The organism is Actinomadura rubrobrunea NBRC 15275 (assembly GCF_001552235.1).
In the GTDB taxonomy this organism is placed as follows: Bacteria; Actinomycetota; Actinomycetes; order Streptosporangiales; family Streptosporangiaceae; genus Spirillospora; species Spirillospora viridilutea.
In genome coordinates this window covers 1-13,090 of sequence record NZ_BCQU01000041.1, presented here as the reverse complement: position 1 = coordinate 13,090, position 13,090 = coordinate 1, and the positions used below count along the sequence as shown (strand labels likewise).

Annotated in this window: 7 protein-coding genes and 1 pseudogene; 6 read left to right on the top strand and 2 right to left on the bottom strand. The window is 64.3% G+C overall.

The features are described from left to right. Positions 1–66 precede the first annotated feature (66 nt). Entirely contained in the window at positions 67–942 is an 876-nt protein-coding gene (locus AR3_RS14690; RefSeq protein ID WP_227023394.1) for a helix-turn-helix domain-containing protein, read from the bottom strand. Positions 943–1,721: 779 nt separating this feature from the next. Between AR3_RS14690 and AR3_RS14685 the strand changes: the two genes are divergently transcribed. Then, on the top strand, positions 1,722–3,074 hold the full coding sequence (locus tag AR3_RS14685) for an IS256 family transposase (protein ID WP_067914590.1): 1,353 nt from the start codon (positions 1,722–1,724) through the stop codon (positions 3,072–3,074). A 43-nt stretch (positions 3,075–3,117) separates the two neighbouring features. Here the strand turns inward: AR3_RS14685 and AR3_RS14680 are convergent, their stop codons facing one another. Beyond that, on the bottom strand, positions 3,118–3,879 hold the full coding sequence (locus AR3_RS14680) for a hypothetical protein (RefSeq protein WP_146150388.1): 762 nt from the start codon (positions 3,877–3,879) through the stop codon (positions 3,118–3,120). A gap of 266 nt (positions 3,880–4,145) precedes the next feature. On the opposite strand from AR3_RS14680, the gene AR3_RS14675 reads away from it, so the two are divergent. From AR3_RS14675 to AR3_RS29660, 5 genes and pseudogenes are all read left to right on the top strand, one after another. Further along, entirely contained in the window at positions 4,146–7,655 is a 3,510-nt protein-coding gene (locus tag AR3_RS14675; RefSeq protein WP_217998550.1) for a DEAD/DEAH box helicase family protein, read from the top strand. An 84-nt stretch (positions 7,656–7,739) separates the two neighbouring features. Then, positions 7,740–9,089 carry a restriction endonuclease subunit S gene (locus AR3_RS29675; protein WP_083951515.1) on the top strand — a complete coding sequence of 450 codons (1,350 nt, stop codon included), beginning with the start codon at positions 7,740–7,742 and terminating at the stop codon, positions 9,087–9,089. Next, a complete protein-coding gene (locus AR3_RS14660) occupies positions 9,086–10,591 on the top strand; it encodes a class I SAM-dependent DNA methyltransferase (RefSeq protein ID WP_067914535.1) in 1,506 nt (501 codons plus the stop codon). Before AR3_RS29675 ends, AR3_RS14660 begins: the two co-directional genes overlap by 4 nt. A gap of 269 nt (positions 10,592–10,860) precedes the next feature. Next, positions 10,861–11,657 (top strand): annotated as a pseudogene (locus tag AR3_RS30585) (IS5 family transposase). Positions 11,658–11,989: 332 nt separating this feature from the next. Then, positions 11,990–12,814 carry a DUF4062 domain-containing protein gene (locus tag AR3_RS29660; RefSeq protein ID WP_245637890.1) on the top strand — a complete coding sequence of 275 codons (825 nt, stop codon included), beginning with the start codon at positions 11,990–11,992 and terminating at the stop codon, positions 12,812–12,814. Positions 12,815–13,090 lie beyond the last annotated feature (276 nt).

Below are 13,090 nucleotides of genomic sequence, written 5' to 3'. Positions count from 1 at the left end.
TCCGTTCCGACACCGAGCCTGACACGTGTTCGCCGACCCCGTGTCGAACCCTCGCCCGCCCCGGCTTCAAGCGTCAAGCGCTTCACGGACACTGGTGATGATCCGCCGAGCCTTCTCCCCCGTGACCGCCAACGCCATCAGCCTCTTCCACACGGCCAGATAATCGGCGATCTCCGCCGGCTGCGACACCGACAAGAACCCCGACACCAACTCCACGGTGACCAACTCGGCGTCGCTGATGACGAAGGTGTGCTCCGGCCACACCCGATGCCCGTCCACCGTCCGGCCGGCATCCAGCGGAATGATCCCCAGCGACACCGACGGCCACCGCGCCACCGCCAGCAGATGCTCCAACTGCTCGGCGTGCACCTCGGCCGGGACGACCCTGTGATGCAGGACCTGCTCCTCCAACACGAACACGAACCGCGCATCCGGCCGCCGCAACACCCGCTGCCGATCCATCCGCTCAGCCACGGCCTCGGCGACGTCGTCCACCTCGACATGCTGCTCAACGCGGATCGACTCCAACGCCGCCGTCGTGTACGCCCGCGTCTGCAGCAACCCCGGAATCACGTGCGCACAGTAGACCCGCATGAGCTTGACCCGCTCATACCGGTCCCGCACCGACTCCTGGGCCCCCTTGAGCCCACCGCGGTTGAGCTGCCGGTAGGTCACCCACATCCGCTCGACAGCAGCCTGCTCCGCCAAGAGCTCGTTCAGACGCTGCTCCGACGCCCCGCAGATCGCACACCACAGCCGCACATGCTCCACCGACGCCGGACGCACACCCCGCTCGATCTTCGACACGTTCGACGAATCCCGCCACCCCGCCCGCCGCGCGAACTCCACCCCAGAGATCCCCGCAGCCACGCGAAGCTCACGCAACCGATCCGCCAACCGCTGCCGCGCAGCCTGCGCACTGGAAGAAGACGACGAAGGCATCCCCACCATCCAACCCCAGCCACACACCACAGCCGCAACCACCTTGGAGAAGGCACTGCCAGCGCTGTTGAACAAGCCAAGAGCAGGGACTGCGTACCTGCCGTGTATACCTAGCGGCTCGGTAATTCGAAAACCTTCAGCACATGCTGCGTGGCAACCACGATCTACCCTGGGCACCGGGAGCCTCACTCAACCGTGCGGCCAGACGCCCCCGCTCCACGGGCCTGAGCCTCGAACGGACCAGCAGCAACTCCGGAGCATCACTCGGGGAAGTAGGCCCCACTGCGCAGGTTGGAAGATCCGGCTCGCACTCCCCAATCTGCTAGGCCAACCAGCCCGCAGGGTTCAGGATATTGTCTACGGTCGTCGCGTTCTTGTCTCCTTCTGATCTCGGTCGATTCGACCGATCACGCGATGGCCGTCTCACGTCACGACGACACTTTCTTCACCTGCGGCATCTCGTACACCACCGCCGTGGACACCACCTCAGCCCCCGGCTCCACACCAACGTCAGACCTCAAATATCTAGGTCTATCGGCAACGACCAGCGAGACTGAGCGACATACTGAGTCAACTTCACTGTCCCTGTTCTTCCGAGTGATGTTCCTCCCAGGAGGTATCTCTCCAGGTGTGGAAAGTGATCTTGCTGGGCAGCAGGTGATCAGTGGGTGACCACACCCAGTTCTTCGGGGGGAGAAACACACATCATGTCCGTGATCGACCGTGTCGACAGCCCGACCTCGGCCACTGTGAGTGATCTTGCGTCTACCGTGGCGGAGATGAGCGAGTCCGAGCGTGAGAGCACGCGCCGTCCGATCCGGGAGCTGGTCGATGACCGGCTGCTGGACGAACTGCTGGCCCGTTCCCGCGACGAGGCCGGCGGGCTGCGCCTGACCGGTGAGGGATCCATGCTCGGCGACCTGGTCAAAGCCGTGCTCGAGCGGGCTTTGGAGGCCGAGCTGACCGCCCACCTGGGCTATGACAAGCACGCTGCCGCCGGATACGGGACGGGCAACTCCCGCAACGGCAAGATCTCCAAGACGGTGCAGACCGGGGTCGGCCCCGTACGGCTTGCAGTGCCCCGCGACCGCGCCGGGACGTTCGAGCCGGTGCTGGTGCCCAAACGCGCCGGGCGTGTCTCCGGCGGCCTGGACGACATGGTCATCAGCCTGTACGCGCACGGCATGACCGTCCGCGACATCGTCCACCACCTCGACCAGGTCTACGGCACCCGGCTGTCGGCGGAGACGGTGTCGCGGATCACCGAGCAGGTGATGGAGGAGGTCAAGGCCTGGCAGCGCCGCCCGCTCGACCCCATCTACCCGGTGGTGTTCCTGGACGCCCTCATGGTCAAGGTCCGCGACAACCACGTCGTGCACAACAAACCCGCCTACCTGGCGGTCGGGATCGACACCGACGGCGACAAGCACGTGCTGGGCATCTGGGTGCCCAAGGCCGCCGACGGCCCCACCGGCGAGGGCGCCGCGTTCTGGCGCGGCGTGGTCGCCGACCTGCGCAACCGCGGCGTGACCGACATCCTCATCGCCTGCTGCGACGGGCTGGCCGGGTTCGAGGACGCCATCACCACCGCGTTCCCGCGCACCACCGTCCAGTCGTGCGTGGTGCACCTGATCAGAAACAGCCTGCGCCCCGTCCCGCGCAAGCACCGCGCCGCCGTCGCCGCCGAACTGCGCAAGATCTACACCGCGCCCGACGCCGACGCCGCCCTGGACGCCCTGGCCGCCTTCGCCGGCACCGACCTGGGCCGCCGATATCCGCAGGCCGTGCGGGCGTGGGAGGCGGCCTGGGAACGGTTCATCCCGTTCCCGGCCTTCACTCCCGCGGTCCGCAAGCTGCTCTACACCACCAACAGCATCGAATCCCTCAACTACCAGCTCCGGAAAGTCACCAAGGCCCGCGGGCACTTCCCCACCGACGACGCGGTGGTCAAGCTGCTGTGGCCGGCCATCGTCAACATCGAGGACAAACGCGCCCGCCAACGCGCCGCCCGCACCCGCCAGGACGGAGCCCGCACCGGCTACCCCGGACGGCTCATCGAGGGCACCAAGACCTACGGCTGGGCCGAAGCGCTCAACGAACTCGCCGCCGCCTACCCAGGCCGCATCCAGTAAAGACAACCGGACCCACGACAAGATCACCTTTACACACTTCGAGTTACAGGCTCTCCTCCCATACGGGCGAGTACGGCGGCCCGGCACAGAACAACAAATGGCAGCTCAGCCACTCCAGGACCTCATCTGGGAGGGTGAATGGAGAGGTGAGGAGGGTGGCAGTGAGCTGGTCGATCGGTGGTGTCTGCTGTGGCATCTCAGCAAGTGCGCGTGCTCCGTGGCCGTCTTCGTACCATGCCGGGTGGTTCGGGTCGGCTAGGAGGGCGCCGATGCGCTCAACGATGATGGGCCAGCGAGGCATGCCCTTATGTGCGCGGCCGAACATAAGGGCTTTATTCACCAAGTAGACCTCTAGAGGGTTCTGAACGCACGTATGGTCGATGAGGCTCGCCAGAGCGTTCGTCCGCTCCTTGACATGCTTGGAGTACTGGCCGAGAAAGCCGTAGCCCAGATCCCGGAGAGTTTTCCCGCCGGTGCCTGCCCATGGTCGCGTACGGTCGAGCAGATGCTCCTCGAAGTCGAAGAGGGCATAGACGACGTTCTCTGCGGTCAGCACCTCGATCGCCTTCTCGTGCAGGGCAGTCGACTCGGCAAACATTGCCGCATCGCTGGGACCGCGTCGGCTGGCATGCATACTCTCAACGGGGCCGTTACGCCAGACTTCGATGACCAGCCCGACCGCCATGGCATTCGTGACAGCCTTTGCCCCGGTGATCTTTTCTTCCGCACAGCGCCGCGTGTGATGTTCACCGAGGAATCTTAAAATTTCGCAGTTGCGAGGGGCGCCGTCACACTTGCTACCCATCTCACTTACCGCTGCGCCTACTTCTGCCGCGACAACTTCTTTCGAATTATTAAGCGTCTTATTCTAGCCGGAACGCAATTCGTGCGTTCCGCCCTACTTCTCGAGGTTATGCAAGGGTCGAGATTGAGCATGTCACAACACCTTCCTGTTGGTTGCATATCCACGGGAAGTGGCCGGAACTGGCCAAAGGACATCTTGCAGGTGGATAGTTAGGCCGATTATCCTGCAACGTTCGGCTCAGCGTCGAGGGCGGATGAGGAGTCGTGGTGGGGCCGATCGATGAGCTGGCTAGGCGGTCGCGCAATTTCGGGTTCCTGAAGGAGCACGAGCCGCTGCTGGTCGCGGACGGGGCGGCTGCTGAGGCTTATGTCTATAGCGATCCGGACGCATCGATGGGCAAGGCCCGGCGGTTCACCGAGACGTTGGCGAAGTTGCTGGTCAGTCGAACACAGACGCCTGTGCAGGGGACAACGCAGAGTGCTCGGATTCAGGCGCTCAGCCAAGCGGGTGTGTTGGTGCCGGCTGTGCGTCAGGCTTTTGATGACGTCCGTATTTCGGGGAATCGGGCCGTCCATACGCACTGGGGTGATGCACGGGAGGCCTTGAAGTGCGTGCGGACGTGCTTTGAGCTGGGGGTGTGGTTTCACCGTGCCGTGACCGGCGAGACCGGCCCGCTCGGGTTCGTTCCGCCACCCGATCCGACGACGCAGGCCCCTGGGTCTGCAGCGGAACGGGATGAGCTGGCTGAGCTGCGGCGTGAGCTGGAGGAGTACCGGCAGCGGCTGGCCGAGGTCAAGGTGCTGCGGGACGGTCAGATCTCCAAGCTGGAGGCTGAGGCCCGGGCCCGGCGGCAGGCCGAGGAGGAACTGGCCCGTGTGCTGGCCGACCGGGAGCAGCTGCGTGCCCTGGTCGAGCAGAGTGAACAGCGGGCGGCCGAGGCCTGGGCACGCCTAGACGCGAAGATGGCCCGGGCACCGAAGGTCGGCGCGGCGCAGCGGGACGCCTTCATCGCCCGTGCTCAGCAGGCTGCGGGGACGCCACTGACCGAGGCCGAGGTCCGCGAACGGGTGGACGAGATGCTGCGGCTGGCCGGCTGGGCCGTACAGGACGCAGACGAGGTCAACCTATTCGCCGCCCAGGGGGTTGCCGTCCGGGAGGTGCCGACCGCCAAAGGCGTGGCCGACTATCTGCTGTGGGTCGATCAGTCGCTGGTAGGGGTGATCGAGGCCAAGCGGGAAGGCACGATCCTGACCCCGGTGGAGACCCAGTCGGCCCGCTACGCCGACTCGCTGACCGCCTCCCAGCAGGTCGCCGCCTGGCGGATGCCGCTGCCCTTCCGGTACGAGACCACGGCGGTGGAGACGCACTTCACCTACACGCTCGACCCGGCCCCGCGTGCTCGGCGGGTGTTCTCGTTCCATCGGCCGGAGACGCTGGCCCGTTGGATGCGGGAGGCGGACGCCGAGCCCGCTGTCCCCACGTTCCGTGCCCGGCTCCGGGAGCTGCCGCCGCTCGATCCCCGGAGTCTGCGCGCCGCGCAGGTTCGCGCGATCACCGGGTTGGAGGCATCGCTGGCGCGTGACGAGCCGCGGAGCCTGATCCAGATGGCGACCGGGGCGGGCAAGACCTACATGGCGGTCACCCAGATCTATCGCTTGCTGAAGCACGCCAAGGCTCGGCGGGTGCTGTTCTTGGTGGACCGCAACAACCTCGGCAAGCAGGCGTACAGCGAGTTCGACAACTTCGTCACGCCCGACGACGGCCGTAAGTTCACCGAGCTGTACAACGTCGAACGGCTCGGCGCCGCCCCGATGAAGGACTCGACCAAGGTCGTAATCTCCACCGTGCAGCGCCTGTACTCACGGCTGCGGGGCCAGCCGGTGGATCCGGACGTCGAGAACGAGGACCTCGACTCCTACCAGACCGACACCGGCGGCGTGGTCGAGGTGGACTACAGCACCGACCTGCCGCCGGAGACGTTCGACCTGATCATCGTGGACGAGTGCCACCGCTCCATCTACGGCGTGTGGCGGCAGGTGCTGGAGTACTTCGACGCTTACCTGGTGGGCCTCACCGCCACTCCGGTCAAGCAGACCTTCGGGTTCTTCCACCAGAACCTGGTCAGCGAGTACACCTACCGGGAGTCGGTGGCTGATGGCGTCAACGTCGACTTCGACGTCTACCGCATCCGCACTGAGCACACCGAGCAGGGCGCCACCATCGAGCAGGGCACGGTCGTGCCGGTCATGAGCCGTCCCACCCGCCGCAGGCGGTACGAGGAGCTGGACGATGACCTGACCTGGACCGGGTCTCAGCTCGGCCGCAAGGTGATCAGTACCGGACAGCTCCGGCTGGTGCTGGAAACCTTCCGCGACCGGCTGTTCACCGAGATCTTCCCCGGCCGTACGTACGTGCCCAAGACGCTGATCTTCGCCGTGGACGACAACCACGCCGAGGAAATCGTGCAGATGACCCGCACGGTGTTCGGCAAGGGCAACGACTTCTGCAAGAAGATCACCTATCGGACCAACGACCCCGACGCCCTGATCGCCGAGTTCCGCAACTCCCCGGATCTGCGGATCGCCGTCACCGTCAACATGATCGCCACCGGCACCGACATCCGCCCACTGGAGTGCGTGTTCTTCCTGAACGAGGTCAAGAGCTGGTCGTTGTTCGAGCAGATGAAGGGCCGCGGCGTCCGCACCGTCGACCCTGCCGAGCTCAAGCAGGTCACCCCGGACACCGATGCCAAGACCCACTTCGTCATCGTCGACGCAGTCGGCGTCACCGACTCGCCTCGCGTGGACGCCACCCCGCTCGCCCAGTACGGCGAGAAGAAGATCAGTTTCAAGAAACTACTGGACAAGGCCGGAACCCTCACCCTGACCCCGGACGAGGCATCCACCCTGGCCGGACGGCTCGCGCGCCTCAACGCACAGATCACCCCCGACGAACGCGCCGAGCTGGAACAGCTGGCCGGCCACCCTCTGCACGAGGTGATCTCCTCAGTGTCGAGCTGCGCCGACCCCGACGCCCTGCAAGCCGCCCAGGAGAGCGGCGGTGACGCCGCCGTCCGCGCCTTGGTGGTCCAGGCGGTCCGGCCACTCGCCGAGAATCCTGCCCTGCGTCAGCGCTTGCTGGAGATCCGCCGCGCCCACGACATCATCTGGGACGAGGTCAACCGCGACACCCTCATCGCGGCCGCACCCCAGGACCCCAAACTGCGCGCCCAGGAGATCATCACGTCCTGGCGGGCCTACCTGGCCGAACACCGCGACGAGATCACCGCGATCGAAGCCGCCTACCGCAGCGGCATGCCCGGCCGCGTCGCCTACGCCAAACTCAAGGAACTCGCCGCACGCATCGCCCGCCCTCCGCACGAGTGGACCCCCGAAGAGCTCTGGCAGGCCTACCAGCGCCTCAACCTGGTCGCTAGCAAGCCCGGCGCAAAGCACGGCCCTATCGACCTGATCGGCCTGATCCGGTACGAGCTAGGCTTGGATGATGAGCCCAAACCGCACCGGGATGTCGTCGAGGAGCGCTACGCTGCCTGGCTTGTGAAGCAGCAGCAGGCCGGAGTCACCTTCACCGCCGACCAACGGTGGTGGCTTGACCGCATCCGCGACGTGATCATCACCCACGCCGCCATCGATCCCACCGAACTGGACAAGCCCCCCTTCACCGGCCGCGGCGGCATCGACGGCTTCCTGCATGCATTCGGCGACGACAAGGCTGAAACCCTCCTCACAAACTTGAACGAGAACCTTATCGCATGACCTGCTACCCGAACCACATCAGACCGTCGTAATGGAAGCTACGCTGCGGATTTGCATCCTTGATCAGAAGCGGAACCTGACCGTATGACAGACCTTCCTCCTGGCTGGGCTAAAACTACTCTAGGAGAGATCGCCGAAACGTCGCTTGGCAAGATGCTCGACCGCAGCAAGGCCACCGGGAAATACGCTGTCCCATATCTGCGAAACGTGAATGTTCAATGGGGGCGTATCGATCTCAATAATATCCTTACGATGGACATCCCCCCGGAGGAGAGGGAGCTTTTTCGACTCCAGCCGGGCGATCTGTTGGTGTGCGAGGGTGGAGAAATCGGCCGCTGCGCCATCTGGCCAGGTAGCGCCAAGTACATGGCCTACCAAAAGGCCTTGCATCGCGTCCGACCACATAGTGGGGTTGAGGCCAATTACCTGCGTTATCTGCTGGAGCACATGAGCCTTTCCGGGCTGCTCACCCAGTACGCGACAGGGAGCACCATCAAACATCTGCCCCAGCAAAAGCTCCGTCGATTGCCCGTTAATCTTCCGCCGACCGCCGAACAGCGCCGCATCGTCGCCGCCCTCGAACACCACCTCTCCCGCCTAACTGCAGCGGACGCAGGAGTGTCTCGCGTCGCACAACGGCTGAAGTTGCTGACCAAACGGATTTTGGTGGAGGCGGTGCCAGTACCGGGGCCGGACCACTGGAAGCTGGTGTCCGTTGCCGACGCAGGGAGCGTCGAGCTCGGACGAGCACGACATCCGGACTGGCACACCGGCCCTCACATGCGCCCGTATCTGCGAGTGGCCAACGTCTTCGAGGACCGTATTGATACATCCGACCTCATGGAGATGGACTTCCCTCCGGAAGTTTTCGAACGATACCGCCTCATGGACAAGGACATCCTCCTCAACGAGGGTCAGAGCCCTGAATTTCTCGGCCGTCCTGCAATGTATCGAGGCGTCCCTGAGAACGTGGCATTCACCAACAGTCTACTCCGGTTCCGCGCCGGACCCGGCGTCCTGCCGGAATGGGCGCTGCTGGTTTTCCGCCGCCATATGCACGCCGGACGTTTCATCCGCGAGCTCCGTATCACCACGAACATCGCACACCTTTCGGCTACCCGGCTGAAGAAAGTCGAGTTCCCAATCCCCCCGATGGAGGAGCAGGAACGCATCGTCGCAGAAGTGCATGAAAAGCTCGCCGCCATCCAGCGCCTTGCCGACGCGGTCGACGCCGGTACAAATCGAGCACAGGCTCTGCGACGCGCACTGCTGGCGGAGGCGTTCGCGGGGCGGTTGGTGGAGCAGGACCCGGCGGATGAGCCCGCCTCAGTGCTACTGGAACGAATTCGAGCCGAGCGGGCAGCGCGGCAGCCCGGGCGGCGGGGGCGGCGAGGAAAGAACGGCACGGTACCCCAGAAAGAGACGTTGGTGTGAATACTCCGGAGACGCGGCGGCTGGTCGCGAAGCTATGGAATTACTGCGATGTGCTGCGGGACGACGGGGTCTCCACGATCGACTACGTGGAGCAGCTCACGTACCTGCTGTTTTTGAAGATGGGGCACGAGCGGGCCACCCGCAAGGCTTTCCCAGACCTGGCGCTCAAGCCGGTGGCGGACGCCTGGCAGTCGCTCTTGGACGCCGACGGGCAGGCGCTGGAAGACACCTATAACCACATCCTGCGGGACTTCGGGCAGCGCAAGGACACGCTGGGGGTCATCTTCCGCAAGGCGCAGAACCGCATCCAGGACCCGGCCAAGCTCAAGAGGCTGATCGTCGATCTGATCGACAAGGAGCAGTGGTCCAGCCAGGGCGTCGATGTGAAGGGCGACGCCTATGAGGAACTACTGGCCAAGGGGGCTGAGGACGTCAAGTCCGGGGCCGGACAGTATTTCACGCCCCGTGCGCTGATTTCCGCCATAGTCGACTGCATTCAGCCGGGCCCGGAGGATACGATTTGTGACCCAGCCTGCGGTACAGGTGGGTTTCTGCTGGCGGCACACGACTATATTCAGCGACATCACAACAGAAACCTTACGCCCGAGCAGCGCGACAGGCTCGCCGGTGGTGGCATCAGCGGAGTCGAGCTGGTGGACGGTACGGCCCGGCTGGCGGCAATGAACATGCTGTTGCATGGCATCGGCAAGCCCACCGGGCGTTCCCTGATCGAGGTGCGGGACGCGCTGGCTGAGCCGTCCCACATCTATCCAAGCATAGTCCTCGCCAATCCGCCGTTCGGCCGCAAGTCGTCCATCACCGTCGTCGCCGAGGATGGGCAAGCCAGCCGGGAGGACATTGAGTACGCCCGGCAGGATTTCTGGGTTACCACCAAGAACAAGCAGCTCAACTTCGTCCAGCACATCGCATCCATGCTCGGCATTCCTGGCCGGGCCGCCGTGGTCGTGCCCGACAACGTGCTGTTCGAGGGCGGAGCCGGCGAGACGATCCGGCGGCGGCTACTCAAGCAGTTCGACGTGCACACGCTACTGCGGCTGCCGACCGGGATCTTCTACGCGGGCGGTGTCAAGGCCAACGTGCTCTTTTTCGACAAGAAGCCGGCCCGGCCGGAGTCACCCTGGACCTCGAAGCTGTGGGTGTACGACTTCCGAACCGGCCAGCACTTCACCCTCAAGCAGAACCGGCTCACTCGTGAGCACCTGGATGACTTCGTGAAGTGCTACCGCCCCGGTGAGCCACGCGAGAATCGGATCGAGACTGAACGATTCAAGGCGTTCACCTATGAGGAACTACTCGCTCGCGACAAGGTCAATCTCGATATCACCTGGCTCAGGGACCAGAGCCTGGAGGATGCCGACAGCCTGTTGCCTCCGGACGTGATCGCCCGGGAGATCGTGGAGGACCTACAGGCAGCATTGGCCGAGTTCACTGCCATCGCCGAAGCCCTTGAGCAGGCTAAAGACCGTCCTTCCGAAGGATGACCGCCACAAACTAAAGTTGACCACGTAATTGTTTGGCGGTCGAGACAGTGCGCTCTCGCCCGCCAAACGATTTTTCCGGGCCTGGATTTAGGGCCGCAGCCCCCGTACTGCCAGAGATTAAGCGACAGCTCTCGAACCCCGATCGCCGGTTACCTGGCTGTTCGCCGATCTGGCGCTGGTCACCCGGCACTCGGGCACTCCGTCCGTGGTGAATACCTGCCTAAGAGCTTGTCTCATTTGGCTTGAACGGTACTCTGTCGCTCGTGGTAATGGTCGAGCGGCTGGTTCCAGACGAGTTGTGGGAGCTGTTCCAGCGGGTGGTGCCACCTGCCCCGACTCGGCCCCAGGGCGGCGGCCGGCGCCGGTACGGCGACCGTGAGGTGCTGGCCGCGATCACTTCGTGGCGACCACCGGCTGCACCTGGCGGCAGCTGCCGCCGGTCTTCGGCCCGTCCGGGCCCACGGCGCACCGCCGTTTTCACCGAGTGGACCAAGGCGCGGGTGTGGCCGAGGCTGCACCGGCTGATCCTGGACGAGCTGGGCTCGCGTGGAGAGCTGGACTGGTCGCGGTGCGCGATCGACTCGGCCGGCATGCGGGCGCTCAAAGGGGGGGAGCCGGCAGGCCCGAATCCTGTCGAGCGCGGCAAGAACAGGTCGAAGATCCACGTGATCGCCGAAAGGGCCGGTCTGCCGATCAGTGTCGCGATCTCCCCGGCCGACCTGCACGACAGCCAGGCCCCGCAGCCCTTCGTCCCCGGCATCCCGCCGATCCGCTCGCGCCGCGGGCCCCGCCGGCGCCGCCCGGCCAAGCTCCACGGCGACAAGGCTACGACTACGACCACCTGCGCCGATGGCTGCGCTCGCGCGGCATCACCCCCCGCCTGGCCCGCAAAGGCGTCGATTCCTCCCAGCGGCTGGGCCGCCACCGCTGGACCATCGAACGCACCATCGCCTGGCTCCTTGGATGCCGCCGTCTGCACCGCCGCTACGAACGCAAGGCCGAGCACTTCCTGGCCTTCACCGCCATTGCCCGCGCTCTCATCTGCCACCGCCGACTCACCAAATGAGACGAGTTCTTAGTGTGTAGATCACTGTGGTGTTCGGGCCTAACCGCGTGAGCGTGGCCTCCCGGTCCTCGAGCTGCAAGGCTGTGATCCCATACTGCACTGCGCCCGGTGCCGTCGCCCGGCGCAACTCGGTTGAATGACTGTGCCGCGACCGTCATGCACGACGATGAGCTGTCAACCCCAGTGACGAAAACTGCAGTCGCCAAACAGGTCACACAAGACGCGGAGCTGCCAGTCTGCTACGAGATCCGTGACGGGTAACCTAGCAGCGCACATCGGCGCAAGCGCGTAGGCTATTACCCATGCCCTATAGCGCTACTGTCCTTCGAGTGATGATTGCCTCGCCGTCCGATGTCCCCGAGGCCCGTGACGCGGTGAAGAAGGCAATCCATGGATGGAACAACGCTAACGCTCAGACGAAGGGTGTCATCCTTCAACCGTGGCGATGGGAAACCTCTGCAGTGCCGCTCCTGGGGGCCCACCCACAGAAACTCATCAACGCCCAAGGCGTCGACGACTCTGACATAGTATTCGCTCTGTTCGGTGGGCGCCTTGGCTCGCCCACGCCAGACGCCGTCTCTGGAACTGCGGAAGAGATCGACCGCGCACTGGCCATGGGTAAACCCGTACACCTCTACTTCTCCACAGCACCGTTGCCACATGACATCGACACGGCACAACTCGAAGCCCTTAGAGCCTTCAAAAACGAGGTGCAAAATCGCGGTCTACTCGGAGAGTTCAGCAACACAGATCAGCTCAACCACGAGGTATGGAAGGCGATCGAACACGACATCGCGACACTATTTCCGGAGGGGAGCACACCATCCCGAAAAGAGCCGACTGGCGTTGAGTTTGTTGTGCAACCGCAGCAGGAGCGCGAGGTGTCGGGTTTCAACTCAAAAGGGAAGCCTCGCTACAGGACCCGACGTTGGCTTGAGGTAACCAACATCGGTAGCCGCGACGCCGAAGATGTCACATTCGAAAGCGTTAACGACGGCGACCTGATCCTGACTGACCCTAGTGCTCCCACGATAATTCATCGAGGTCAAACCCGACGTGTGCACGTCATCCGCACTTCCAGCACCGGAGATCCGGTTGTCCGCATCCATTGGACTGAGGATGGCAAGCAGAAAATGCGAGACTTTCACGTCGGATGATCTGGCTTCACCTTCACCTGTAACCGACAGGTTCGCTTCAGCGACCACGGCGGCGCGACTTTCATCGCCATAAGCGGCTAGCGTTCGCGGTGGATGTGGTCGCTCGGTGGTCGCTCGACGGTTTCCGTAGAGGACGGTACGAAGCGTCACGGGGCGACACACAAACGGGGGCGGACGTATAGGCAGCGACACAATTCGACACCAGGCAGCATAGGGCGGCCAGACCTGGGCGGACTCTTAATCCGCGGGTTCGGGGTTCGACTCCCTGACGGCGCA

What these genes read in the sequence shown, in the direction of transcription:
- AR3_RS29675 (WP_083951515.1), top strand. Translation starts at nt 7,740, where the DNA reads ATGACAGACCTTCCTCCTGGCTGGGCTAAAACTACTCTAGGAGAGATC.
- AR3_RS14680 (WP_146150388.1), bottom strand. Translation starts at nt 3,879, where the DNA reads ATGGGTAGCAAGTGTGACGGCGCCCCTCGCAACTGCGAAATTTTAAGA.
- AR3_RS14690 (WP_227023394.1), bottom strand. Translation starts at nt 942, where the DNA reads ATGCCTTCGTCGTCTTCTTCCAGTGCGCAGGCTGCGCGGCAGCGGTTG.
- AR3_RS14685 (WP_067914590.1), top strand. Translation starts at nt 1,722, where the DNA reads ATGAGCGAGTCCGAGCGTGAGAGCACGCGCCGTCCGATCCGGGAGCTG.
- AR3_RS29660 (WP_245637890.1), top strand. Translation starts at nt 11,990, where the DNA reads ATGATTGCCTCGCCGTCCGATGTCCCCGAGGCCCGTGACGCGGTGAAG.